This window comes from Mesorhizobium shangrilense, assembly GCF_028826155.1.
GTDB classification, from domain to species: domain Bacteria; phylum Pseudomonadota; class Alphaproteobacteria; order Rhizobiales; family Rhizobiaceae; genus Arvimicrobium; species Arvimicrobium flavum.
On the sequence record NZ_JAQGPN010000001.1, the window covers coordinates 3,374,318 to 3,398,563 of the forward strand.

Sequence of the window (24,246 nt, forward strand, 5' to 3'; positions counted from 1 at the left end):
AGATCGCAACAAAAATCGGCCGCTCGCGCGAGCAGCCAATTGGTCCAGCTGAGATCAGCTGTTCTTCACGGACTCGACCGCCTGCGCCATGAGTTCTTCCATGGTACGACGGATCTGGTGATCGGACTGGTCTACGCCGGCAGCGTCGAAGTCCTTGCGCACCTTGCGGAACACATCGTCATCCCCAGCTTCCTCGAAGTCGGACACCACGACTTCCTTGGCATAGGCCTCGGCGTCCGGGCCCGACTTGCCAAGCTTCTCCGCCGCCCACAGGCCAAGCAACCTGTTGCGTCGGGCGGTCGCCTTGAACCGCAGCTCCTCGTCGAGCACGAACATCCGCTCGAAACCCTCCTCACGGTCCTTCATGCTCGTCATCGGATACTCTCCATGTGCAAAGGCGTTTTGGCGTATGTAGTCGGTTCCCGCTCAAACCAAAAGGCGCGCCCGCGGTCAATACGTCGCGTATCATGTTGCACCGCAACGAGGTAACGGGGAAAGCGGTTGATTGCGGGATTTCGCCGTTGAGCATACGTGACGATTAGGATAGACAGCCCTACATACACATCGAAGCCGCATTTTTGCCGCAGAATCGAAGGGTACGGTCCAGTGTCGACTGCCCTCCCAACCTCAGAGATACATTGATGAACCGTCGCCGCCGCATTTATGAAGGCAAGGCCAAGATTCTCTATGAGGGTCCTGAGCCCGGAACGCTGATCCAGTTCTTCAAGGATGACGCCACCGCCTTCAACAAGAAGAAGCACGAGGTGGTCGACGGCAAGGGCGTGCTGAACAACCGCATTTCCGAGCACATCTTCAACCATCTGAACCGCATGGGGATTCCGACCCACTTCATCCGCCGCCTCAACATGCGTGAGCAGCTGATCAAGGAAGTCGAGATCATTCCGCTCGAGGTGGTGGTCCGCAACATCGCGGCCGGCTCGCTGGCCAAGCGTCTCGGCATCGAGGAGGGCACGGTGCTGCCGCGCTCCATCATCGAATTCTACTACAAGGCCGATGCGCTCGACGATCCGATGGTCTCCGAGGAGCATATCACCGCCTTCGGATGGGCCTCCCCCCAGGAGATCGACGACATCATGGCGCTCGCCATCCGCGTCAACGACTTCCTCTCCGGCCTCTTCATGGGCGTCGGCATCCAGCTCGTCGACTTCAAGATGGAATGCGGCCGCCTCTACGAAGGCGAGATGATGCGGATCGTGGTGGCGGACGAGATTTCGCCCGACTCCTGCCGCCTGTGGGACGTCAACACCCAGGACAAGCTGGACAAGGACCGCTTCCGCCGCGACATGGGCGGCCTGGTCGAGGCCTATCAGGAAGTCGCACGCCGCCTCGGCATCATGAACGAGAACGAGCCGCCGCGCCCCACCGGACCGGTGCTCGTCGCGTCGAGCGACATGCCGAAGGGCACCAAGCCGCATTGAGCGGCGATGCTCAACCCATCACAGTTCCCAGAAAGCAGGATAGCCGCGTGATCAAGGCCCGCGTCACAGTCACCCTCAAGAACGGCGTGCTCGACCCGCAGGGAAAGGCGATCGAGCATGCGCTCGGCGCCCTCGGCTTCGGTGATGTCGGCTCTGTGCGTCAGGGCAAGGTGTTCGACGTGGAGTTGCAGGCCACCGACCGCGCAAAGGCCGAGGCCGAGATCAAGGCCATGTGCGACAAGCTGCTGGCCAACACCGTGATCGAGAACTACACTGTCGCGCTAACCTGAGGTTGCAGGAGGCGACGGTGACCGAGGTCACGAACGAGTTGATGTATGAGCTGCTGAAGAAGATTCATCAGCGAATGGACAAGTTTGAGAATGCGCTGGGCGAGGCCAAGCACGAAATTGTCGCAATGAGGCTTCAAGGCCTAAGCACCCAGACCGACATCAACAATATCTACGCCGTCACCGCGCGCATAGACCAACGTCTTGAACGGATCGAACAGCGCTTGGAACTGCGCGAACTCGCCGAAAAGCCCCAAGCACCCTACACGCCACCATCATGAAATCAGCCATCGTCCTCCTCCCCGGCCTCAACCGCGACCGTGACATGATCGCGGCGCTGACCAAGATCGGTGGCAAGGCCCCTGCCACCATCTGGGAAACCGACACCGAGATTCCGGATGTCGACCTGATCGTCATCCCGGGCGGCTTCTCCTATGGCGACTATCTGCGCTGTGGCGCGATCGCGGCGCGCATGCCCGTCATGCGTGCGGTCGCCGAGAAGGCCGAGAAGGGCGTCATGGTGATGGGCGTCTGCAACGGCTTCCAGATCCTGCTCGAAGCCGGCCTGCTGCCAGGCGCACTGATGCGCAACGCCTCGCTGCGGTTCGTCTGCCGCGAAGTGAAGCTGCAGGTGGCGAACGCCAATACGGCCTTCACCCGCAACTACCAGCCCGGCCAGATTATCCGCTGTCCGGTCGCCCACCACGACGGCAACTTCTTCGCCGACCCGGATACGCTGGCCCGGATCGAAGGCGAAGGCCAGGTCGTGTTCCGCTATGCCGAGAACACCAATCCTAACGGATCGATCAATGACATCGCTGGTATCGTCAGCGCCAAGGGCAACGTGCTCGGCCTGATGCCGCATCCGGAAAACCTGATCGAGAAAGCGCATGGCGGTATCGATGGCCGCGCCCTTTTCGAGGGCGTGCTCGGCATCGCCGCCTGATGGGGCTCAGCTTGATGCAATTTCGTGAAATGCCTTTGGCGAGCGCCCTGTTGCTCGCCTGCGCCGTCGCGCTTGCCGCGTGCCAGTCCAAGCCAAGCAATACGAGCAGTGGAGGCTCCGGAAAGAGCGCCGCGTTGCGCACCATGGAGCAGGTGGCGATCGCCGCCCACAAGTGCTGGTTCGAAAGCAAGGACAAGGCGTTCCAGGCTTACCGCTTCGCCAACGAACTGAACTCCATGAGCAGCCAGCCCCGTTTCCTGCTGGTGCCCGCGAAGAACTTTGGCGGGCTTCCTGCGCTGGTCGTCCAGGCGCGCGGCAATTCGAGCCAGGTCGAAGCGTTCGGGCCGCTTCTCTCCGAGCCGCTGGGCGCGCGCATCTCAGCCGATCTCGAGCGGTGGCGGACGGGCAACCCAAGCTGCAGCGCCGCGGCCTGATCGGCCGCAGAGCGCCTGTTTCTAGCTATAGGTTGCGACGGCGATCATGCCGCCTCGCTGAAATATTCGCCACTTCCCGCGACTCAAGCGTAGCCACTTGAGCGACGCACGCTACAGTGAACCCAACTTATGCGCGAAAGGGGGGCGGCATGAGCAACACCATTTTGGACATGCTTTTCGGTTGGGAAGGCGCGCCAACAGCGTGGCTTACTTTTGTCGCCGCGATTGCAGGTACATTGATTGCCCTGCGGACGTCCGGACGCTCTACCTATGGCAGTACCGTGACTTTGGAGCGTTCTCGATGGATAAACTCACTGCGTGAAAACATCGCGGGCATGACTTCGGCTGTATCCAGCGCGCGTGCTCAGGCAGATATCGGCCAATATGCAGGTGCCGAAGCGCTCGAAAGAATACACAGATTGGCTGGCACTCTAATGCTTCAGCTAAATCCGAACGGAGCTATTGAGCAAAACCTTCTGAAACTAATTCAGCCCTACATCATTAGCGCAGCCAATCCCCAAGGCGCACAGCAGTTTACAGACTATCAGAACGCAATCTTCATTCATTCACAATTTTTGCTCAAAGAGGAATGGGAGAAAGTTAAGACTGAAGCTTCAAGTTCGCTTTGGAATTGGACTGTTGGAGGCCGCCGGCGGCGGCGGCGCAAGCGGGAGTATGAACGCTACTGTCGCACTAAGGAAGCTATGCTACACGAGACTACAGGGTCCCCATCCCACCCCCCGATGCCCGTCGCAGGCACCGAGTTCATACCCCGAGGCTAAACTGGCCTTGGCGCTGAGGATACAGGCGGGTCGCCAAACCCTCGCTGATGGAGCGATCATTGGATCGCGGCACGTGGTCGATTGCGATACGATCGAGTTCTCGCGAGCGCATTCGCCGCTCATGCGCTCGACATAATTCCTACACCCTCTAATCCCAAATCCGCCGGACGCCTTCGCGATGCGCGTCCGAGCGTGAGACGCCGATGTCCTTCAACTGATAGTCGGTGAGCTCCAACAGCGCCAGGCGGGTGCGCCGGCGCTCCATCATCCGCGCCATAGCGTTCACACATGACATGATGGCGATTGCGCCCCGGCGCAGCACGCTATTCCCGTTTGTGGCGGACTGTCTTTGCGGAATTGTCTCTATTGTCATCATCGCCATGATCCGACTTGGTACATGCTGGTGACAATTCAATTGCTTGACTCGAATGCAGTGACAATCTACTGAATTGTCATGATGACAAATTGGCTTCCCGATCTCTCTTCGGGCTCCGGCCCGCTCTATCTGCGCCTGGCGGACAAGGCCGAGGCGGACATCGCCTCCGGCGCCCTGCCCGCCGGCCGAAAGCTGCCGCCGCAGCGTGACCTCGCCTACGACATCGGCGTGACGATCGGCACGGTCGGTCGCGCCTATTCGCTGCTGCGCGAGCGGGGGCTGGTCAATGGCGAAGTCGGGCGCGGCACTTATGTGCTCGAGCGCGAGGCCGACAAATCGCCGGCCGTCGCTCCCGTTCTTGCCCATTCGGGCGACAGCACGCGTCATCTCGACGCCCCGGCCGGAAAGCTGCGGTTCGACAGCACGGCAGCTCCGGACATCGGCCAGAGCGCGGCCATCGCGGAGCTTTTGTCTACGATCATGCGCGAGCATCCCGGTGAGATGGCGAGCTATACGCGCACGTTCCCAGACCATTGGTCCGAAGCGGGCGCCAACTGGCTATCGCGAAACGGTTTCCGGCCGGATCCCGGAGGGATCGTGCCAACCCTCGGTGTCCATGCAGCGGTCATGTCGGTCATTGCCGCCCTCACCGTCCCCGGCGACTACATCGTCTACGAGCACGTCACCTATGCGCAGCTGGCGCGCAGCGCCGGCCTGATCGGGCGACGGGCCGCCATGGTCGAAGTGGATGCGCAAGGTCTCGATCCCGAAGATTTCGAGCGTGTCTGCGCCCAAAAGCACCCGAGGATGGCCTTTGTCATGCCGACCGCGCAGAACCCGACCGTGGCTAGCATGCCGGGGGAACGGCGCGCCGAGCTGGTGCGCATCGCACGCGCTTATAACGTGCTACTGATCGAGGACGACCTCTACGGGGCCATGGCCGAGGATGCGACGCCCCTACTGACGGAGCTTGCGCCCGAACGCACGTTTCTGGTCGGCGGCCTGTCAAAGGCCGTCTCCGCGGGGGTGCGGGGTGGCTGGGTCGCCTGCCCGCAACACTATCGCCATCGTGTCCGCGTCGCCCATAAGATGCTGACCGGCGGCATGCCGTTCCTGCTTGCCGAGCTCGGAGCGCGGCTCGTCCTGTCTGGTGCAGCGCGCGACATCCGCACACGCGCCCTCGACGAGGTCAACGCCAGGCTTGCGATCGTGAGAACCGCGCTCGACGGCTACGACTACCGGATGGAGCCCAACATCCCTTTCATCTGGATCGCGCTGCCCGAGCCCTGGCTCTCCGGCACCTTCAAGCAGGCAGCCTATGAAGCCGGAGTGCTGATCGACGACGAGGACGAGTTCAAGGCCGGCCGCAGCGACAAGTCCTTTCACCGGGTGCGCATCGGCATTTCGGCCCCGAAGAGCCGGGAGGACGTGACAAGGGGGCTCGCCACGCTGCGCCGCCTGCTCGACGAGGGTCGCGCCGGCTACGACAGCTTCGGCTGAGGCCGCGACATATCCACATTCCGGCGATTTTCTTGCGGTTTGCGGTGTATCGCTCCGCCCGCTTGCGCTATGGAGCCGCTGACGCCGCAACCGGACACGCCTCGAGACGATGACGATCCCCAACGACGTGAAGATCACCGACGAACTGGTCAAGGCCCATGGCCTGAAACCAGACGAGTATCAGCGCATCCTCGACCTGATCGGCCGCGAGCCGACGTTCACGGAACTCGGCATCTTCTCAGCCATGTGGAACGAGCACTGCTCGTACAAATCCTCCAAGAAATGGCTGCGCACCTTGCCGACCAGCGGCCCGCAGGTCATCCAGGGCCCGGGCGAGAACGCCGGGGTGGTCGACATCGGCGACGGCGACTGCGTCGTCTTCAAGATGGAGAGCCACAACCACCCCTCCTACATCGAGCCCTACCAGGGCGCGGCGACCGGCGTCGGCGGCATCCTGCGCGACGTCTTCACCATGGGCGCGCGGCCCGTCGCGGCGATGAATGCGCTGCGCTTCGGCGAGCCCGACCATCCCAAGACCCGGCATCTGGTTGCGGGCGTGGTTGCCGGCGTCGGCGGCTATGGCAACTCCTTCGGCGTGCCGACGGTCGGGGGCGAGGTCAACTTCGATGCCCGCTACAACGGCAACTGCCTGGTCAACGCCTTCGCCGCGGGCCTCGCGAAGACCGACGCGATCTTCTACTCCAAGGCCGAGGGCGTCGGCCTGCCGGTCGTCTACCTCGGCGCCAAGACCGGGCGCGACGGCGTCGGCGGCGCGACCATGGCTTCGGCCGAGTTCGACGACAACATCGAGGAGAAGCGCCCGACCGTCCAGGTCGGCGACCCCTTCACCGAAAAATGCCTGCTGGAGGCCTGCCTCGAGCTGATGGCATCCGGTGCGGTCATTGCCATCCAGGACATGGGCGCTGCGGGCCTTACCTGCTCGGCAGTCGAGATGGGCGCCAAGGGCGACCTCGGCATCGAGCTCGATCTCGACCACGTGCCCGTGCGCGAGGAGCGCATGAGCGCCTATGAGATGATGCTGTCGGAAAGCCAGGAGCGGATGCTCATGGTGCTGCGGCCAGAAAAGGAAGAGGAAGCCGAAGCGATCTTCCGCAAGTGGGGCCTCGACTTTGCCATCGTGGGCCGGACCACGGACGACCTGCGCTTCCGCATCCTGCATCAGGGCGATCAGGTCGCCGACCTGCCGATCAAGGATCTTGGCGACAAGGCGCCGGAATATGACCGCCCGTGGACTGAGCCGAAGAAGCCGGCCGCTTTGGCGGCTAACGACGTTCCCCAGGCCGACGTCGCCGATTCCCTGCTCAAGCTCCTGAACTCTCCGAACGGTTCCAGCCGCCGCTGGGTGTGGGAGCAGTACGACACGCTGATCCAGGGCAACTCGCTGCAACTCCCGGGCGGCGACGCCGGGGTCGTGCGGGTCGAGGGCCACCCGGCCAAGGCGCTCGCCTTCTCGTCCGACGTCACGCCGCGCTACTGCGAGGCCGATCCCTATGAGGGTGGCAAGCAGGCAGTCGCGGAATGCTGGCGCAACCTGACGGCAACCGGCGCGCTGCCGCTGGCCGCAACCGACAACCTCAATTTCGGCAACCCAGAGCGCCCGGAGATCATGGGCCAGTTGGTCCATGCCATCAAAGGCATCGGCGAGGCCTGCCGCGCACTCGATTTCCCGATCGTCTCGGGCAACGTTTCGCTCTACAACGAAACCAATGGCCAGGGCATCCTGCCCACCCCGACGATCGGCGGCGTCGGCCTCGTCGCCGACTGGTCGAAGATGGCGCGCATCGCATTCGCCGACGAGGACGAGGCGATCCTTCTGATCGGCGCACCGGCCGCCTGGGGAACCCACCTCGGCCAGTCGGTCTATCTGCGCGACATCCACGGGCGCGCGGACGGCCCGCCTCCGCCAGTCGACCTGTCGCATGAGAAAGCCGCCGGCGTGCTTGTGCGGGGTCTGATCGAGGAAGGCGTCGTGACGGCTGTCCACGACCTGTCGGACGGCGGCCTCGCCGTCGCATTGGCGGAGATGGCGATGGCTTCAGGCATCGGTGCAACCATCAGCGCCCTGGAGAACACGGACCCGATCCCGGTCTTCTTCGGCGAAGACCAGGGCCGCTATCTCGTGACCATGCCGCGCGACAGGCTGGATTGGTTCTTCAACACGCGCATGAAGGACGCAGGGATCTTCGCCCCCTGGATCGGCACCACCGGCGGGGCCGAGTTGAAACTCGGGAACGCCCGTGGGATAGCTGTTTCGGACCTCAAGGCAGCCCATGAATCATGGTTCCCGCGGTTCATGGAAACGGAGTTTGTGTGATGGCTATGGACGCGCGCGAGATCGAACGCATGATCAAGGAAGGCATCCCGGATGCCAAGGTCACGATCCGCGATCTTGCCGGCGACGGCGATCACTACGCGGCCGAAGTCGTAGCCGAGAGTTTTAGGGGCAAGTCGCGCGTCCAGCAGCACCAGATGGTCTACAACGCGCTCCAGGGCAACATGGGCGGCGTGCTGCATGCGCTGGCGCTGCAGACCAGCGTCCCGGAATAGCCCCCTCTTCTGTCGGACTCTTTCTTCTTGCCGGCTGACGCGCAGAGATCGCGTCGCTGGCTCGTAGACTACCCTCACCTCTCAAGGGCAGAAGGTCTCGCCCTCACCTTCCCCTCACCGCCACCATGGGCCCGGTCGGAAAGCCGCCGCCCTCCACATATTGCTGACCGTCGTGCAGCGCCGAGATTGCGCCGTCGAAGAACAGCGCATTCGGGCAGCCCAGGCCGTCGCGGAACAGCCGCGCAAAGCTCCCCAGGCTGACCGGCTCGCGTGAAATGGCGAATACCACGGTCTTGGACTCGCTCACGCCGACGCCATTGCGAATGTAGCGTGAGGAGCCGTTCGGCTCGAAGCGTGGATGAATGCTTCCGTCGATGACCAGCATCGGCCCGGACTGTGTCGCCATCCAGACATCGTCTCCCGCAGCGGCGAATGCCTCTGTCTCCTCGACGCCCGCCCTTCCCTGCCGGTCGACAAAGAACACCCCATTCGGCTTCATGAAGAAATTGCCGAAGCCATCGCTTCTGTTGAGCGGCGTGCGCTCGACGCCGTTCTCTACATAGAGCCCGACCGGCGACGTGTCCTCGTGATACATGCCGGCGTTCATGGCGAAGTCGAACGGCGCCTCCAGCGCCAGCGCGCCGAGGCTGCCAAACGGCTTGCCGGCGCGATCCGTGTGGTGGAGGCTGATCTCGTGGCTGGCCGCATCGACCTCGCAGACGACGTAGAGGACTGCTTCGAACGCGAGTTCGCGGCAGGATGCGGGCAGTGTCTTGTCAGCAGTCATGGTCGGTCCCATGCGTAGGCGCAGAACGAGAGCTCCCCAGACGACCAGCACGGCTACGATGGCGATGCCGACGACTCCTGCCAACCATTTCATTTGCTGAAACTAGCCACTGCCCGCGAGCGCGCCTGCGCAGGAACATGATGCGCGCACGACGCTGCCCGAGTTACGTGCTTTCGGCACGGAAAGCAAAAGCGCTCCCTCCCCTTCCTCACACGAGGCGGCGGTGAGATGGTGAGAGATAGAGGACGGCTGCATCTCGCATGCGGAAACCCGGTCGGCGCGGGGTTCTTCGAACACGGCGAGGCTACGATGAAGGGAAAGCTGAAATGACAGGCAGTACACCCATCCGGCTGGGCATCGTCGGCGTCGGCAAGATCGTCCGCGATCAACACATTCCGGCCTTGGCCCGGAATCGTGACTTCGAACTCGTCGCCGCAGCCAGCCGGCACGGTCGGATCGACGGCATTCCCAATTTCTCGTCCATTGACGAATTGCTGGCAAATGTCGCCAATCTCGACGCGGTCTCGCTGTGCATGCCGCCGCAGGCGCGCTACGAGCCGGCACAGAAAGCGCTTGCCGCGGGCAAGCATGTTTTCCTCGAAAAGCCGCCTGGCGCGACCGTGAGCGAAGTCGACGATCTGAAGGAACTCGCGCACACCATGGGCGTGTCGCTGTTTGCGAGCTGGCACTCGCGATATGCGCCGGCGGTGGAGGCGGCACGCAGGTTCCTCACCGCAACCAAGGTGAGGTCGGCGGCCATCGTCTGGAAGGAAGACGTCCGGCGCTGGCATCCGAACCAGGCATGGATCTGGGAGCCTGGCGGGTTCGGCGTCTTCGACCCCTTCATCAATGCGCTTTCGATCGTCACGCACATCCTGCCGCCGCTCCATGTGACCAAGGCTGTTCTCGACTTTCCCGCGAACCGAGATGCGCCGGTGGCCGCACGCATTGAGTTCGCCGGCGCCGGCGGCCTGTCGGCGACTGCGGACATCGACTGGCTGCAGACGGGACCGCAGACCTGGGACATCACCGCCGATACGGACACGGGACGCATGGTGCTCTCAGGCGGCGGCGCGCAGCTCTCGATCGACGGCCAGCTCATCCAGGATGATCAGGAGCGCGAGTACCCTGCACTCTACGAGCGCTTTGCCGAGATCGTGCGCGCCGGCGTTTCGGACGCCGATGTCGCCCCGCTCCAGCACGTTGCGGACGCCTTCATGCTGGCCAGGCGCAACGTGGTCGAGGCGTTCTACGATTGAAGCCTGGGGCGAAGTCCCGCAACCCTTCTTGCAATCAATGAAAAAGCCGCCGGGTCACCCCGGCGGCTTCTTCGCATATCGATGAACGCAGCGCCTACTGCGCGGCGGTCGACATATCCGTGAGCATGGCGTCCGCCACCTCGGCGCCGGAGGTCTTGCGGCGCTCGTCGAGGATCAGTTCGTCCCGCGACTTGGCGATGCGGCGGATCGCGCTCATCTGGCCACCAGTGCCGGCCGGGATCAGGCGACCGACGATGACGTTCTCCTTGAGCCCCTGCAGCGTGTCCATCTTGCCGGCAACGGCCGCCTCGGTAAGGACGCGGGTGGTTTCCTGGAAGGACGCGGCGGAGATGAAGGACGGCGTCTGCAGCGAAGCCTTGGTGATGCCGAGCAGCACCGGCTGGCCGACTGCAGGATTCTTGCCGTCCTCGATCAGGCGTTCATTCGCCTCGTCCAGTTCGATCACGTCGACATGATCGCCCGGGATGTAGACGGAATCGCCCTGCTCCGTGATCTCCACCTTCTGCAGCATCTGGCGAACGATCACCTCGATGTGCTTGTCGTTGATGACCACGCCCTGCAAGCGGTAGACTTCCTGGATCTCGTTGACGAGATAGGAAGCCAGCGCCTCCACGCCCTTGATCGCCAGGATGTCGTGCGGCGCCGGGTTGCCGTCGAGCACGTAGTCGCCCTTCTCGATGACGTCGCCGTCCTGAAGATGGAACGGCTTGCCCTTCGGGATCAGGTATTCGACCGGCTCCAGCGTCGAGTCGTGCGGCTCGATGATGATGCGGCGCTTGTTCTTGTAGTCGCGGCCGAAGCGGACCGTGCCGTCGATCTCGGCGATGACGGCGTGATCCTTCGGACGGCGAGCCTCGAACAGCTCGGCAACACGCGGCAGACCACCGGTGATGTCCTTGGTCTTGGCGCTTTCCATCGGGATACGCGCCAGCACGTCACCCGGCTTCACGTGAGCGCCCGGCTCGACCGAAAGGATGGCCTCGACCGAGAGCATGAAGCGGGCGTCGCCGCCCTTCGACAGCTTGCCGACCTTGCCCTTGGAGTCGAGCACGGTGAGCGCCGGCTTGAGGTCCGCGCCACGCGGCGTCGAGCGCCAGTCGATGACCTCGCGCTTGGTGATGCCGGTCGACTCGTCGGCCGTCTCCTGAACGGAGATGCCGTCGACGAGATCCTCGAACTCCACCCGGCCCTCGATTTCGGTGAGGATCGGACGGGTGTACGGGTCCCACTCGGCGATGCGCTGGCCGCGCTTCACCTTGTCGCCGTCGTCGACATAGACGCGGCTGCCGTAGGTGACGCGGTGCGTCGCACGCTCCTTGCCGGCCTCATCGAGGATCAGCACCGCCATGTTGCGGCCCATCACCACGAGCTGGCCGTCCGAGTTGCGGACGACGTTGCGGTTGCGGATCTGCACCGTGCCCTCATACGAGGCTTCCAGGAACGACTGGTCGACGACCTGCGCCGTGCCGCCCATGTGGAAGGTACGCATGGTGAGCTGGGTGCCCGGCTCGCCGATCGACTGCGCCGCGATCACGCCGACCGCTTCACCCTGGTTGACCGGGGTGCCGCGAGCCAGGTCACGGCCGTAGCAGACCGCGCAGACGCCGACGCGCACTTCGCAGGTGAGCGCCGAGCGGATGCGCACCGACTGGATGCCCGCCTTCTCGATCACGTCGACATCACGCTCGTCGATCAGCTTGCCGCCCTTGACCAGCAGATCGCCGGTGAGCGGGTGGTTGATGTCGTCGAGCGCGGTGCGGCCCAGCACACGCTGACCGAGCGATGCCACGACCTGGCCGGCGTCGACGATCGGCTGCATGGTGAGGCCCTTGTCGGTGCCGCAGTCGACCGCATTGACGATGCAGTCCTGCGCCACGTCCACAAGGCGGCGGGTCAGATAGCCCGAGTTCGCGGTCTTCAACGCAGTATCGGCGAGGCCCTTGCGAGCGCCGTGCGTGGAGTTGAAGTACTCCAGAACGGTCAGACCTTCCTTGAAGTTCGAGATGATCGGCGTCTCGATGATCTCGCCAGAGGGCTTCGCCATCAGGCCGCGCATGCCGGCCAGCTGACGCATCTGGGTCGGAGAACCGCGGGCGCCCGAGTGGCTCATCATGTAGATCGAGTTCATCGGCTTCTGGCGGCCAGTCGCCTTGTCGAACTCGACCGCCTTGATGCGGCCCATCATCTCGTCGGCGACCTTCTCCGAGCACTTGGCCCAGGCGTCGACGACCTTGTTGTACTTCTCGCCCTGCGTGATCAGGCCGTCATTGTACTGCTGCTCGTACTCCTTGGCCAAAGCCTCGGTGTCGGAAACCAGCTTCTCCTTTGTGTCCGGGATCAGCATGTCGTCCTTGCCGAACGAGATGCCGGCCTTGCACGCGTGGCTGAAGCCGAGCGCCATGATGCGATCGCAGAAGATTACGGTCTCCTTCTGGCCGCAGTGGCGGTAGACCGTATCGATCATCTTGGAGATGTTCTTCTTCGTCATCTCCTGGTTGGCCGTCTCGAACGGGACGTTGTGGTTCTTCGGCAGCAGCTCGCCGAGGATCATGCGGCCGGGCGTCGTGTCGTAGATCTTCGAGACGACGTTGCCGTCCTTGTCGACAGTCTTGAAGCGGCCCTTGATCTTGGCGTGCAGCGTCACCGCCTTGGTCTCAAGCGCATGCTGCAGTTCGCCCATGTCGGCAAACGCCATGCCCTGGCCCGGCTCGTTCTCGTTGACGATCGACAGATAGTAGAGACCCAGAACCATGTCCTGCGACGGCACGATGATCGGCGCGCCGGAAGCCGGATGCAGGATGTTGTTGGTCGACATCATCAGCACGCGCGCTTCCAGCTGCGCTTCGAGCGACAGCGGGACGTGCACGGCCATCTGGTCGCCGTCGAAGTCCGCGTTGAAGGCGGTGCAGACCAGCGGGTGAAGCTGGATCGCCTTGCCTTCGATCAGGGTCGGCTCAAACGCCTGGATGCCCAGGCGGTGCAGCGTCGGCGCGCGGTTGAGCAGGACCGGGTGCTCGCGGATGACCTCGTCCAGGATATCCCAGACTTCCGGCTTCTCCTTCTCGACCAGCTTCTTGGCCTGCTTGACGGTCGAGGAAAAACCCTTCGCGTCGAGGCGGGCGTAGATGAACGGCTTGAACAGCTCGAGCGCCATCTTCTTCGGCAGGCCGCACTGGTGCAGCTTGAGCTCCGGACCGGTCACGATGACCGAACGACCGGAATAGTCGACGCGCTTGCCAAGCAGGTTCTGGCGGAAGCGACCCTGCTTGCCCTTCAGCATGTCGGACAGCGACTTCAGCGGGCGCTTGTTGGCGCCGGTGATGACACGGCCGCGACGGCCGTTGTCGAACAGCGCGTCGACGGCCTCCTGCAGCATGCGCATCTCGTTGCGGATGATGATGCCGGGCGCGCGCAGCTCCTTCAGCCGCTTGAGGCGGTTGTTGCGGTTGATGACGCGCCGGTAGAGGTCGTTCAGGTCGGACGTGGCGAAACGGCCGCCGTCCAGCGGGACGAGCGGGCGCAGGTCCGGCGGGATGACCGGGATGACGTTGAGGATCATCCACTCCGGACGGTTCCCGGATTCCATGAAGTTCTCGACGACCTTCAGGCGCTTCAGCAGCTTCTTCTGCTTCAGCTCCGACGTCGTGGAGGCGAGTTCGGAGCGCAGCTCACCCGCGATCTTCTCCAGCTCCATGCCGGCAAGAAGCTCCTGGATGGCCTCGGCGCCGATCTTGGCGGTGAAGGCGTCTTCGCCGAAGTTGTCGACGGCGAGCATGTACTCCTCTTCGGAGAGAAGCTGATGCTGCTTGAGGTCCGTCAGGCCATTCTCCATGACGATGTAGTTCTCGAAATAGAGAACCCGCTCGATGTCCTTGAGCGTCATGTCGAGCAGCGTGCCGATACGCGACGGCAGCGACTTGAGGAACCAGATGTGGGCGACCGGCGCAGCCAGTTCGATGTGGCCCATGCGCTCGCGGCGCACGCGCGACAGTGTTACCTCGACGCCGCACTTCTCGCAGATGACGCCCTTGTACTTCATGCGCTTGTACTTGCCGCACAGGCATTCGTAGTCCTTGATCGGACCGAAGATGCGCGCGCAGAACAGGCCGTCACGTTCCGGCTTGAACGTGCGGTAGTTGATCGTCTCCGGCTTCTTGATCTCGCCGAACGACCAGGACAGGATCTTGTCCGGGCTGGCCAGCGAGATCCGAATGGAATCGAAAACCTGCGCCGGCGCCTGATTGTTGAAGAGATTCATGACCTCTTGGTTCATGCCGTTCTCCTTTGCGGGGCCTCGTGACCCCCTGAAATTCTAGTAGGCGGCGTCACCGCCCTTGCGTTGCCGTGGCAGCGCTGGGAAGGCGCTGCCGGGCTTCAGTCGACGGCCGCCGCTGCGGCCGTCGAGGGATGCTGCTACTCGGCGGCATCCGGCAGCCGCTGCGGCTGCTCGTCGACCCTGGTGTTCTCCAGTTCGACGTTGAGGCCGAGCGAACGCATTTCCTTGACCAGCACGTTGAAGCTCTCCGGGATGCCGGCCTCGAAGGTGTCGTCGCCACGCACGATCGCCTCGTAGACCTTGGTGCGGCCGGCCACGTCGTCCGACTTCACCGTCAGCATCTCCTGCAGCGTGTAGGCCGCGCCGTAGGCTTCCAGAGCCCAGACCTCCATCTCGCCGAAGCGCTGGCCGCCGAACTGCGCCTTGCCGCCCAGCGGCTGCTGGGTGACGAGGCTGTACGGGCCGATCGAACGGGCGTGGATCTTGTCGTCCACCAGGTGGTGAAGCTTGAGCATATAGATGTAGCCCATCGTCACCTTGCGGTCGAACGGCTCGCCCGTACGGCCGTCGTACAGCGTCGACTGACCGCTCGAGTGCAGACCCGCCTGCTCAAGCATCTCGTTGATGTTGACCTCGTGCGCGCCGTCGAAGACCGGGGTCGCGATCGAGACGCCGCGCTTCATCTGCTCGCCGAGGCGAACGATGGAGTCGTCGTCGTAATTGCGCACCGGCTCGTTCCGGTCGTTTGCCGGAATGATGTCCTCGATGGTCTTGCGCAGCGGCTTGATGTCGCCGCTCTTCTTGTAGGCCTCGATCAAGTCGCCGATCTTCCTGCCCATGCCGGCGCAGGCCCATCCCAGATGCGTCTCCAGGATCTGGCCGACGTTCATGCGGCTCGGCACGCCCAGCGGGTTGAGCACGATGTCGGCATGCGTGCCGTCCTCGAGGAACGGCATGTCCTCGACCGGTACGATGCGCGACACGACGCCCTTGTTGCCGTGACGGCCGGCCATCTTGTCGCCCGGCTGCATCTTGCGCTTCACGGCCACGAAGACCTTGACCATCTTCATGACGCCCGGAGGCATTTCGTCGCCGCGCTGCACCTTCTCGACCTTGTCCATGAAGCGCTGCTCGAGCGCCTTCTTGGACTCGTCGTACTGGCCGCGCAGAGCCTCCAGCTCGCTCTGAAGCTTCTCGGACTCGACGGCGAACTGCCACCACTGCGACCGCGGATAGTCGGCCAGCAGCTCCTTGGAGAGCGTGGTGCCCTTCTTGAAGCCCTTCGGCCCGGCAATCGCTTCCTGGGCTGCGAGCATGTCGGAAAGACGGCTGTAGACGTTGCGGTCGAGGATCGCCTGCTCGTCGTCGCGGTCCTTGGCGAGACGCTCGATCTCCTCGCGCTCGATTGCCATGGCGCGTTCGTCCTTCTCCACGCCGTGGCGGTTGAAGACGCGCACTTCGACGACCGTGCCAAAGGTGCCCGGAGGCATCCGCATGGACGTGTCGCGGACGTCGGAAGCCTTCTCGCCGAAGATGGCGCGCAGGAGCTTTTCCTCCGGCGTCATCGGGCTCTCGCCCTTGGGCGTGATCTTGCCGACCAGGATGTCGCCCGGCTGCACTTCCGCGCCGATGTAGACGATGCCGGCTTCGTCGAGGTTCTTCAGCGCCTCTTCCGAAACGTTCGGAATGTCGCGCGTGATCTCCTCCGGCCCGAGCTTGGTGTCGCGGGCCATGACCTCGAACTCCTCGATGTGGATCGAGGTGAAGACGTCATCGGCGACGATGCGCTCCGACAGAAGGATGGAGTCCTCGTAGTTGTAGCCGTTCCACGGCATGAACGCGACGAGCACGTTGCGGCCCAGCGCCAGATCGCCGAGATCGGTCGAAGGACCGTCCGCGATGATGTCGCCCTTCTCGATCCGGTCGCCCATCTTCACCAGCGGACGCTGGTTGATGCAGGTGTTCTGGTTCGAGCGCTGGAACTTCATCAGACGGTAGATGTCGACGCCGGACTTGCCGGCCTCGAGGTCTTCCGTCGCGCGAATGACGATACGCGTCGCGTCAACCTGGTCGACGATGCCGCCGCGGCGAGCGCCGATGGCGGCGCCGGAGTCACGGGCGACGATCGGCTCCATGCCGGTGCCGACGAACGGCGCTTCGGCGCGCACCAGCGGCACGGCCTGACGCTGCATGTTCGAACCCATGAGGGCGCGGTTGGCGTCGTCGTTTTCCAGGAACGGGATCAGCGCCGCGGCGACCGACACCATCTGCTTCGGCGACACGTCCATCAGGTCGACGTTCTCGCGCGGCGTCATCATCACCTCGCCGGCGTTGCGGCAGATGACGAATTCGTCGACGAAGTGCCCTTCCGCGTCCAGTTCGGCGTTGGCCTGCGCAACGAAGTGCTTGGCCTCTTCCATGGCGGAGAGGTAGACCACGTCATTGGTCAGCTTGCCGTCGACGATCTTACGGTACGGGCTCTCGATGAAGCCATACTTGTTCACGCGAGCAAACGTCGCCAGGCTGTTGATAAGACCGATATTCGGGCCTTCCGGCGTCTCAATCGGGCAGATACGGCCGTAGTGGGTCGGGTGAACGTCGCGCACCTCGAAGCCAGCGCGCTCGCGGGTCAGACCGCCTGGCCCGAGCGCCGAGAGACGACGCTTGTGCGTGATCTCGGAGAGCGGGTTGGTCTGGTCCATGAACTGCGACAGCTGCGAGGAACCGAAGAACTCACGCACTGCGGCGGCGGCCGGCTTGGCGTTGATCAGGTCCTGCGGCATGACCGTGTCGATCTCGATCGAGGACATGCGCTCCTTGATCGCGCGCTCCATGCGCAGCAGACCGACGCGGTACTGGTTCTCCATCAGCTCGCCGACCGAGCGCACGCGGCGGTTGCCGAGATTGTCGATGTCGTCGATCTCGCCCTTCCCGTCGCGCAGCTCGACGAGCGTCCTGACCACGGCAAGGATGTCCTCCTTGCGCAGCACGCGCACGGTGTCCTCGGCGTCGAGTTCGAGGCGCATGTTCATCTTGACGCGGCCGACCGCAGAAAGGTCATAGCGCTCGGCATCGAAGAAGAGCGAATTGAACATCGCCTCGGCCGTCTCCAGCGTCGGCGGCTCGCCGGGGCGCATGACACGGTAGATGTCGAACAGCGCGTCCTGACGGCTCTCGTTCTTGTCGACGGCGAGCGTATTGCGGATGTAGGCGCCGACGTTTACATGGTCGATGTCGAGGATCTCGATCTCCTCCTCACCGGCCTCGATCAGCACCTTAAGGGTCTTCTCGTCGATCTCGTCGCCGGCCTCGAGATAGATCTCGCCGGTCGCGTAGTTGACGATGTCCTCAGCGAGATAGGAGCCGAACAGATCGTCCTCGGTCGCCTTGATCGCCTTCAGGCCCTTGTCGGCCAGCTGCTTGGCCTGGCGCGCGGTGATCTTCTTGCCCTGCTCGACGACGATCTCGCCGGTGTCCGCGTCAACCAGGTCGTTGACCGCCTTCAGGCCCTTGAAGCGCTCCACGGAGAACGGGATGCGCCAGTGGTCGCCGGACTTCGTGTAGGTGATCTTGTTGTAGAACGTGGACAGGATCTCCTCGCCGTCCATGCCGAGCGCCATCAGAAGGCTCGTGGCCGGGATCTTGCGGCGACGGTCGATGCGCGCGTGCACGACGTCCTTGGAATCGAACTCGATGTCGAGCCAGGAGCCGCGATAGGGGATGACGCGGGCGGCAAACAGCAGCTTGCCCGACGAGTGGGACTTGCCCTTGTCATGGTCGAAGAAGACGCCCGGCGAACGGTGCATCTGCGAGACGATGACGCGCTCGGTGCCGTTGATGATGAAGGTGCCGTTCGACGTCATCAGAGGCATGTCGCCCATGTAGACGTCCTGCTCCTTGATGTCCTTGATCGACTTCGAGCCGGTGTCCTCATCGACATCGAACACGATCAGGCGCAGCGTCACCTTGAGCGGCGCGGCGAAGGTAAGGTCGCGCTGGCGGCATTCGTCGACGTCGAACTTCGGCGCCTCGAACTCGTACTTGACGAACTCGAGCATCGACGAGCCGGAGAAATCGGAAATCGGGAAGACCGACTTGAAAACAGCCTGCAGGCCCTCGTCGGGACGGCCGCCCTTGGGCTCGTCCACCATGAGGAACTGATCATAGGACGCCTTCTGGACCTCGATCAGATTCGGCATCTCCGCAACTTCGGGGATCTTCCCGAAGAACTTGCGTACGCGTCTGCGGCCATTGAAAGTCTGTGTCTGGGCCATCGTCGCTCCTTGGCTATCCTCTTGGGGAGGGCCCCGCCGGACCCGCCTTGCAATTCTCGACCGCCGACAGCGGCCCTTCTTATGCCTCCGCCCTCGGGCGGCAATTCCAAAACGGCTGAAAACCCGTTTCCTGAAAGCCGGATCCGGCGTTCAGGAAAGAGGTTCTCCAGCATTTCCCCGACGCACGGGCGCCCCGCCAGGCGAGGCTGACGGGCGGCAGTGGCGCCGCCCGTCAGGTACCCGTGTTACTTCAGCTCGACCTTGGCGCCAGCCTTCTCAAGCTGTTCCTTGATCTTGTCGGCCTCGGCCTTGTTGACGCCTTCCTTGACCGGCTTCGGAGCGCCTTCGACCAGGTCCTTGGCTTCCTTGAGGCCGAGACCGGTGATGGCGCGGACTTCCTTGATGACTTCGATCTTCTTGTCGCCAGCGGCGGCGAGAATGACGTCGAACTCGGTCTTCTCTTCAACCGGCGCAGCGGCGGCAGCAGCGCCACCGGCAGCAGCGACAGCCACCGGAGCAGCGGCGGACACGCCCCACTTCTCTTCCAGCAGCTTCGACAGCTCGGCCGCCTCGAGGACGGTCAGAGCGGAGAGGTCTTCTACGATCTTGCTGAGATCAGCCATTTTGGTTTTCCTTGTTCGAACACGTGTATTGCTTGACAGCGAGGAACGGCCTCATGCCGCCTCGTCCTTCCGGGCATAGGCGCCAAACACGCGGGCCAACTGGCCTGCAGGTGCCTGGACGACTGCGGCGATCCGGGTTGCCGGCGTCTGAACCATGCCGACCAGCTTGGCGCGCAGCTCGTCGAGCGACGGGAGCGTGGCCAAAGCCTTGACTCCGTCGGCATCGAGAGCGGTCGAGCCCATCGCGCCACCGAGAATGATCAACTTGTCATTCCCCTTGGCGAAATCGGACGCGACCTTCGGCGCCGCAACCGGATCCTCCGAGTAAGCGATCAACGTCTGTCCAGTGAACAGATCGACGATGTTCTCGGATTCCGTGCCCTGAAGAGCGATCTTGGCGAGACGGTTCTTCGCGACTTTGACGGTGCCGCCGGCAGCACGCATCTTCGTACGAAGATCGTTCATCTGCGCAACGGTGATACCGGCATAGTGGGCCACGACGACCGAGCCGGCGCTCTTGAAAGCGTCGTTCAGGTTCGTGACGAGCTCGCGTTTTTCCGCTCTATCCACTGCCTATCTCCAGTTGACCTCCGCTCGGACTTCTCGAGACGGAGATCGGGTTGCCTTTTGCCGCACGGAACACCTCAAGGAGGAGCCCGTACGACGCTCGAGGATCCTGTCCCCTTTCGTTGCGCCGACTGTTGCCAGACGGCGTGCGGACAAAAGGCACACACGGTTCGAACCTTTCATCGGAGCATTCGCTCCTTTGTCGGGTCTTCACCCGTCTCATGCAGGCCAGATGATTAAGGTCGAGCGGGGCTCGGCCGCCTGCAATCTCGGACAGGATGTCCGGAAGCTTTCGCCTCCGGTTCCGGATCCCGATCTCCCGGGATCCGGAATTCTTCATGGCGCCGGCAATCACGACCGGCGCCCCATTCATCAGGACGCGGGCGCGAGGCTCGACGGATCGAGCTTCAGGCCGGGACCCATCGTTGTCGACAGCGACACCTTCTTGACGTAGTTGCCCTTGGCGCCGGTCGGCTTGGCCTTGGTCACCGCATCGGCGAAGGCGCGGATGTTCTGGGCGAGCGCCTCGGCATCGAACGACGCCTTGCCGACGCCGCCATGCACGATACCAGCCTTCTCGACGCGGAACTCCACTGCGCCGCCCTTCGACGCCTTGACGGCGCCTGCGACGTCCATCGTGACGGTGCCGACCTTCGGGTTCGGCATCATGCCGCGCGGGCCGAGCACCTTACCGAGGCGACCGACGAGGGCCATCATGTCGGGGGTCGCGATACAGCGATCGAAATCGATGGTGCCGCCCTGGACGATCTGGACCAGGTCTTCGGCGCCAACGATATCCGCGCCGGCAGCCTTCGCCTCATCCGCCTTCGCGCCCTTCGCGAACACGGCGACGCGCACGGTGCGACCCGTGCCGTTCGGCAGATTGACGACGCCGCGGACCATCTGGTCGGCATGGCGCGGATCGACGCCGAGATTCATCGCGACCTCGAAGGTCTCGTCGAATTTCGCCGACGCACGATCCTTGAGCAGCTTCACCGCCTCGTCGAGCGAGTAGGCTTTGTTGCGGTCGATGCCCTCACGGGACTTGGCTACACGCTTTGCGATCTTTGCCATCGTCTCAGCCCACCACTTCGAGGCCCATCGAGCGGGCGGAGCCCTCGACCATGCGCATGGCCGCCTCGACGTCGTTTGCGTTCAGATCCTTCATCTTGGCTTCGGCGATCTCGCGCACCTTGTCGCGGCTGATCTGCCCTGCCTTCGCCTTGCCCGGCTCCTTGGAGCCCGACTTCAGATTGGCGGCCTTCTTCAGGAAGTACGTCACCGGCGGCGTCTTCATGACGAAGGTGAAGGACTTGTCCTGATAGTAGGTGATCACCACCGGGATGGGCGAACCCTTCTCCAGTTCCTGCGTCTGAGCGTTGAACGCCTTGCAGAATTCCATGATGTTGATGCCGCGCTGACCAAGCGCAGGACCGATCGGGGGCGACGGAGTCGCGGAGCCCGCAGCGACCTGGAGCTTGAGCTGGCCGGCTACTTTCTTAGCCATCTCTTTGTCTGCCTTTTCTGATGCCGGATGTCCGGCGGTTGCAGTTCGGTGGTACGGTTCGAATGGCCGGCTAAGCCAACCTCACCTCCCACCACTTCGACGAAGACAACTCGCCCTCGCCCGCTGGCCGGAAATCCGGCCAGGCTTCGATCAGCCCTTTTCGACCTGACCGAATTCCAGATCGACGGGCACCGCGCGCCCGAAGATCGAAACCTCCACCTTGAGGCGCGCACGCTCCTCGTCGACTTCCTGAACGAAGCCATTGAACGAGGCGAACGGCCCATCGGATACGCGCACCTGCTCACCGATCTCGAAGGTGATCGAGGGCTTCGGCCGCTCGACGCCTTCCTGCACCTGATTGAGGATGCGCTGCGCCTCCGATTCCGTGATCGGCACAGGCTTGGCCTTGTCGCCACCGAGGAAGCCCGTCACGCGCGGCGTATTCTTCACCAGAGAGAAGATCTCGTCGGTCAGATTGGCCTTGAGCAGCACATAGCCAGGAAAGAACTTGCGCTCGGCATCGACCTTCTTGCCGCGACGGATCTCGACAACCTTCTCGGTCGGCACCACGATCTGCTCGATCTGATCGCTCAGACCCTTCTGGCGCGCCTTGTTTTCGATGTCCTCCGCGACCTTCTTTTCGAAATTCGAATAGGCGTGGACGATGTACCACCGGGCAGTCATATCGATAATGTCTCCGTAGGACCGGTGTTAGCGCCCAATGCCGAGGATCAGCTCAACGCCAAATGCCATCAGCTGATCGGCAGCAAAGAAGAAGATCATAGCAAGCGCAGCAAAGGCCAGGACCATAGCCGTCGAGATCATGGTCTCGCGCCGGGATGGCCACGTCACCTTTGCAGTCTCCTGCCTTACCTGCTGCAAGAACGTGAAAGGGTTCGTGGTCTTCGATGCCATCTGCCGCTCTGTCTCGCGAGGACCCGTTGATGCCAGGCCTTCTCAGTCTTCCGATGAAGGCGTGAAGCCCCACCATCTCGACGAAACTACACGCGACTTGCGCTTCGTTCCGCCATGCGATTTGGGCGCGTCAAGCTGATCCCTCAGCTCCACGCGCCGCGTGTCCGTCGCGCCTACATAAAGCCGATTCTCGCCACATGCAAGTGCCGAGCTCCGTTTCACGCAAACGCACCGGTTCGGAACCATCCAATCGTCCCGACAACGGCTGTCTCATATGATTCCCAGGCTCGAGGCCTGGCTGGCAGGGGCAGCAGGGCTCGAACCCGCGACCTGCGGTTTTGGAGACCGCCGCTCTACCAACTGAGCTATACCCCTAGTCCGCCGGCTTGCCGACGCGAGCGTGCTTTAACGGGTCTTTGCCGCCGCTTCAAGTCGGAATCTCTGTCGATCGCTCAGTCGCGCGATCGTAAATGCAGTATCTCGCCATCACGGCGATCCAGCCTGCTGCGCGGCGCCGTCGGAGGCGGCCTCGCAGGCGCCTTCCCCGAGAGGACCGGTTCTCCACGACGTTGGCCCCTGCCGGACGCCGATTGCGATTCGGGCCAATGCCTGACGCCTCGACACCGATATGATCGGAGGAAAGTCGCCCGATTCGTTCGTGTTGCGGCCCGCAATGTCAGGATGGCCGACAAGAACGGGAACATGCCGGGCTGCACGGTTGACGGTGCGGGGTCGGTTCCATTTAATTGCGTGGCTCTCGGACATGACGAGAGCCCCTTCCTCCGACAATTCCGGGGTGTGGAAGGATCGTTGTCCGCCGCGGTTTTCTCCATCACGCATAGTTTGAAAGAGTTTTCGATGAAGATCGCCACCTGGAATATCAATGGAGTGCGCGCCCGCATTGGCAATCTGCTCCACTGGCTGCAGGAAAGTCAGCCCGACATCGCCTGCCTCCAGGAAATCAAGACCGTCGACGAGCAGTTCCCCCGCGCCGAAATCGAGGCGCTCGGTTACAACGTCGAAACGCACGGCCAGAAGGGTTTCAATGGCGTCGCGATTCTTTCCAAGCTGAAGTTCGACGAGGTCAATCGCCGGCTGCCCGGCGACGACGAGGACGAACATGCGCGCTTCATCGAAGGTGTGTTCTCCACCGACCAGGGCGCGCTGCGCGTGGTCTCGCTCTATCTGCCGAACGGCAACCCGATCACCGAGGAGCGCAAGTTCGGATACAAGCTGAAGTGGATGGAACGGCTGGAGCGCTGGGCGGAGTCTCGCCTCGATCTCGAAGAGCCCCTTGTACTGGCGGGCGACTACAACGTGATCCCCGAGTCGGTCGACGCCAAGTACCCGCAGCAGTGGGTGAATGACGCCCTCTTCCAGCCCGTGACCCGCCAGTCATTCCGACGGCTCGCCGCGCTGGGTTTCACGGACGCGATTCGCAATGTTACCGACGCCGGCGACACATTCACGTTCTGGGATTACCAGGCAGGCGCGTGGCAGAAGAACAACGGCATCCGCATCGACCATCTGATGCTGTCGCCAGAAGCGGCGAACCGACTGACGTCCGCTTCGATCGAAAAGCACGTCCGCGCCTGGGAAAAGCCGTCGGACCATGTGCCGGTGGCCATCGACCTGGCGCTTTCGGCGCCGGCAGCCTGACGACCACAACCCTGATCGAGACGGAG

22 protein-coding genes and 1 tRNA gene are annotated in these 24,246 nt (G+C 63.1%); 11 read left to right on the top strand and 12 right to left on the bottom strand.

The features are described 5' to 3' along the window. Positions 1–54 precede the first annotated feature (54 nt). Positions 55–375, bottom strand: coding sequence for a DUF1476 domain-containing protein (locus tag PD284_RS16270; protein WP_274629216.1), 321 nt, complete (start codon positions 373–375; stop codon positions 55–57). 266 nt (positions 376–641) lie between these two features. Here PD284_RS16270 and purC point away from each other — a divergent pair, with 266 nt between their 5' ends. The 6 genes from purC to PD284_RS16300 all read left to right on the top strand — a co-directional run bounded on the left by purC (position 642) and on the right by PD284_RS16300 (position 3,888). Beyond that, positions 642–1,439, top strand: a complete 798-nt coding sequence (gene purC, locus PD284_RS16275) for a phosphoribosylaminoimidazolesuccinocarboxamide synthase (RefSeq protein WP_274629217.1) — start codon at positions 642–644, stop codon at positions 1,437–1,439. Between the two features lie 47 nt (positions 1,440–1,486). Then, positions 1,487–1,729: a phosphoribosylformylglycinamidine synthase subunit PurS gene (purS, locus tag PD284_RS16280; protein WP_274629218.1), complete on the top strand. Its 243-nt coding sequence runs from the start codon at positions 1,487–1,489 to the stop codon at positions 1,727–1,729. Between the two features lie 17 nt (positions 1,730–1,746). Beyond that, a complete protein-coding gene (locus PD284_RS16285) occupies positions 1,747–2,007 on the top strand; it encodes a hypothetical protein (protein ID WP_274629219.1) in 261 nt (86 codons plus the stop codon). After that, positions 2,004–2,672, top strand: coding sequence for a phosphoribosylformylglycinamidine synthase subunit PurQ (purQ, locus tag PD284_RS16290; RefSeq protein WP_274629220.1), 669 nt, complete (start codon positions 2,004–2,006; stop codon positions 2,670–2,672). Before PD284_RS16285 ends, purQ begins: the two co-directional genes overlap by 4 nt. Before the next feature lie 14 nt (positions 2,673–2,686). Then, positions 2,687–3,106 (top strand): hypothetical protein, encoded by a 420-nt coding sequence (locus tag PD284_RS16295; RefSeq protein WP_274629221.1) that lies wholly within the window; start codon positions 2,687–2,689, stop codon positions 3,104–3,106. Between the two features lie 149 nt (positions 3,107–3,255). Continuing rightward, a complete protein-coding gene (locus PD284_RS16300; RefSeq protein WP_274629222.1) occupies positions 3,256–3,888 on the top strand; it encodes a hypothetical protein in 633 nt (210 codons plus the stop codon). Between the two features lie 148 nt (positions 3,889–4,036). Here the strand turns inward: PD284_RS16300 and PD284_RS16305 are convergent, their stop codons facing one another. Then, positions 4,037–4,264 carry a DUF1127 domain-containing protein gene (locus tag PD284_RS16305; RefSeq protein ID WP_274630665.1) on the bottom strand — a complete coding sequence of 76 codons (228 nt, stop codon included), beginning with the start codon at positions 4,262–4,264 and terminating at the stop codon, positions 4,037–4,039. A gap of 81 nt (positions 4,265–4,345) precedes the next feature. Between PD284_RS16305 and PD284_RS16310 the strand changes: the two genes are divergently transcribed. The 3 genes from PD284_RS16310 (at position 4,346) to PD284_RS16320 (ending at position 8,332) form a co-directional block, all read left to right on the top strand. After that, positions 4,346–5,764, top strand: a complete 1,419-nt coding sequence (locus PD284_RS16310; protein WP_274629223.1) for an aminotransferase-like domain-containing protein — start codon at positions 4,346–4,348, stop codon at positions 5,762–5,764. A gap of 109 nt (positions 5,765–5,873) precedes the next feature. Beyond that, on the top strand, positions 5,874–8,099 hold the full coding sequence (purL, locus tag PD284_RS16315) for a phosphoribosylformylglycinamidine synthase subunit PurL (RefSeq protein ID WP_274629224.1): 2,226 nt from the start codon (positions 5,874–5,876) through the stop codon (positions 8,097–8,099). Then, positions 8,099–8,332, top strand: coding sequence for a BolA family transcriptional regulator (locus PD284_RS16320; RefSeq protein ID WP_274629225.1), 234 nt, complete (start codon positions 8,099–8,101; stop codon positions 8,330–8,332). Before purL ends, PD284_RS16320 begins: the two co-directional genes overlap by 1 nt. Positions 8,333–8,435: 103 nt before the next feature. On the opposite strand, the gene PD284_RS16325 is transcribed toward PD284_RS16320, so the two are convergent. After that, a complete protein-coding gene (locus PD284_RS16325; RefSeq protein WP_411956223.1) occupies positions 8,436–9,203 on the bottom strand; it encodes a phosphodiester glycosidase family protein in 768 nt (255 codons plus the stop codon). A gap of 242 nt (positions 9,204–9,445) precedes the next feature. Here PD284_RS16325 and PD284_RS16330 point away from each other — a divergent pair, with 242 nt between their 5' ends. Further along, complete coding sequence (locus tag PD284_RS16330; protein ID WP_274629227.1) at positions 9,446–10,378, top strand: Gfo/Idh/MocA family protein; 933 nt, start codon at positions 9,446–9,448, stop codon at positions 10,376–10,378. 94 nt (positions 10,379–10,472) lie between these two features. Here the strand turns inward: PD284_RS16330 and rpoC are convergent, their stop codons facing one another. The 9 genes from rpoC to PD284_RS16375 all read right to left on the bottom strand — a co-directional run bounded on the left by rpoC (position 10,473) and on the right by PD284_RS16375 (position 22,936). Further along, positions 10,473–14,672 carry a DNA-directed RNA polymerase subunit beta' gene (rpoC, locus tag PD284_RS16335; protein ID WP_274629228.1) on the bottom strand — a complete coding sequence of 1,400 codons (4,200 nt, stop codon included), beginning with the start codon at positions 14,670–14,672 and terminating at the stop codon, positions 10,473–10,475. A gap of 140 nt (positions 14,673–14,812) precedes the next feature. After that, the gene (gene rpoB, locus PD284_RS16340) at positions 14,813–18,949 is read right to left on the bottom strand and encodes a DNA-directed RNA polymerase subunit beta (RefSeq protein WP_274629229.1); all 4,137 of its coding nucleotides are present in this window, start codon (positions 18,947–18,949) and stop codon (positions 14,813–14,815) included. A gap of 245 nt (positions 18,950–19,194) precedes the next feature. Next, positions 19,195–19,572, bottom strand: a complete 378-nt coding sequence (rplL, locus tag PD284_RS16345; RefSeq protein ID WP_274629230.1) for a 50S ribosomal protein L7/L12 — start codon at positions 19,570–19,572, stop codon at positions 19,195–19,197. 51 nt (positions 19,573–19,623) lie between these two features. Further along, positions 19,624–20,142, bottom strand: a complete 519-nt coding sequence (gene rplJ / locus PD284_RS16350; protein WP_274629231.1) for a 50S ribosomal protein L10 — start codon at positions 20,140–20,142, stop codon at positions 19,624–19,626. Between the two features lie 369 nt (positions 20,143–20,511). Then, a complete protein-coding gene (rplA, locus tag PD284_RS16355; protein ID WP_274629232.1) occupies positions 20,512–21,213 on the bottom strand; it encodes a 50S ribosomal protein L1 in 702 nt (233 codons plus the stop codon). A 4-nt stretch (positions 21,214–21,217) separates the two neighbouring features. After that, positions 21,218–21,646, bottom strand: coding sequence for a 50S ribosomal protein L11 (rplK, locus tag PD284_RS16360; RefSeq protein ID WP_274629233.1), 429 nt, complete (start codon positions 21,644–21,646; stop codon positions 21,218–21,220). Between the two features lie 150 nt (positions 21,647–21,796). Further along, complete coding sequence (gene nusG / locus PD284_RS16365; RefSeq protein WP_274629234.1) at positions 21,797–22,330, bottom strand: transcription termination/antitermination protein NusG; 534 nt, start codon at positions 22,328–22,330, stop codon at positions 21,797–21,799. Between the two features lie 27 nt (positions 22,331–22,357). Then, the gene (secE, locus tag PD284_RS16370; protein ID WP_274629235.1) at positions 22,358–22,561 is read right to left on the bottom strand and encodes a preprotein translocase subunit SecE; all 204 of its coding nucleotides are present in this window, start codon (positions 22,559–22,561) and stop codon (positions 22,358–22,360) included. Between the two features lie 299 nt (positions 22,562–22,860). Beyond that, positions 22,861–22,936 (bottom strand) — tRNA-Trp (locus tag PD284_RS16375). A gap of 306 nt (positions 22,937–23,242) precedes the next feature. Here PD284_RS16375 and xth point away from each other — a divergent pair. Further along, on the top strand, positions 23,243–24,220 hold the full coding sequence (gene xth, locus PD284_RS16380) for an exodeoxyribonuclease III (protein WP_274629236.1): 978 nt from the start codon (positions 23,243–23,245) through the stop codon (positions 24,218–24,220). The last annotated feature ends 26 nt before the right edge of the window (positions 24,221–24,246 follow it).

Bases quoted from the DNA above. Each gene is read 5' to 3' on its own strand.
- PD284_RS16310 (WP_274629223.1), top strand. From the start codon at position 4,346: ATGACAAATTGGCTTCCCGATCTCTCTTCGGGCTCCGGCCCGCTCTAT.
- rplK (WP_274629233.1), bottom strand. From the start codon at position 21,646: ATGGCTAAGAAAGTAGCCGGCCAGCTCAAGCTCCAGGTCGCTGCGGGC.
- PD284_RS16295 (WP_274629221.1), top strand. From the start codon at position 2,687: ATGCAATTTCGTGAAATGCCTTTGGCGAGCGCCCTGTTGCTCGCCTGC.
- nusG (WP_274629234.1), bottom strand. From the start codon at position 22,330: ATGACTGCCCGGTGGTACATCGTCCACGCCTATTCGAATTTCGAAAAG.
- rpoB (WP_274629229.1), bottom strand. From the start codon at position 18,949: ATGGCCCAGACACAGACTTTCAATGGCCGCAGACGCGTACGCAAGTTC.
- purL (WP_274629224.1), top strand. From the start codon at position 5,874: ATGACGATCCCCAACGACGTGAAGATCACCGACGAACTGGTCAAGGCC.
- purQ (WP_274629220.1), top strand. From the start codon at position 2,004: ATGAAATCAGCCATCGTCCTCCTCCCCGGCCTCAACCGCGACCGTGAC.
- secE (WP_274629235.1), bottom strand. From the start codon at position 22,561: ATGGCATCGAAGACCACGAACCCTTTCACGTTCTTGCAGCAGGTAAGG.
- rpoC (WP_274629228.1), bottom strand. From the start codon at position 14,672: ATGAACCAAGAGGTCATGAATCTCTTCAACAATCAGGCGCCGGCGCAG.
- PD284_RS16270 (WP_274629216.1), bottom strand. From the start codon at position 375: ATGACGAGCATGAAGGACCGTGAGGAGGGTTTCGAGCGGATGTTCGTG.
- purC (WP_274629217.1), top strand. From the start codon at position 642: ATGAACCGTCGCCGCCGCATTTATGAAGGCAAGGCCAAGATTCTCTAT.
- PD284_RS16305 (WP_274630665.1), bottom strand. From the start codon at position 4,264: ATGATGACAATAGAGACAATTCCGCAAAGACAGTCCGCCACAAACGGG.
- PD284_RS16330 (WP_274629227.1), top strand. From the start codon at position 9,446: ATGACAGGCAGTACACCCATCCGGCTGGGCATCGTCGGCGTCGGCAAG.
- PD284_RS16300 (WP_274629222.1), top strand. From the start codon at position 3,256: ATGAGCAACACCATTTTGGACATGCTTTTCGGTTGGGAAGGCGCGCCA.
- xth (WP_274629236.1), top strand. From the start codon at position 23,243: ATGGCCGACAAGAACGGGAACATGCCGGGCTGCACGGTTGACGGTGCG.
- rplA (WP_274629232.1), bottom strand. From the start codon at position 21,213: ATGGCAAAGATCGCAAAGCGTGTAGCCAAGTCCCGTGAGGGCATCGAC.
- PD284_RS16320 (WP_274629225.1), top strand. From the start codon at position 8,099: ATGGCTATGGACGCGCGCGAGATCGAACGCATGATCAAGGAAGGCATC.
- rplL (WP_274629230.1), bottom strand. From the start codon at position 19,572: ATGGCTGATCTCAGCAAGATCGTAGAAGACCTCTCCGCTCTGACCGTC.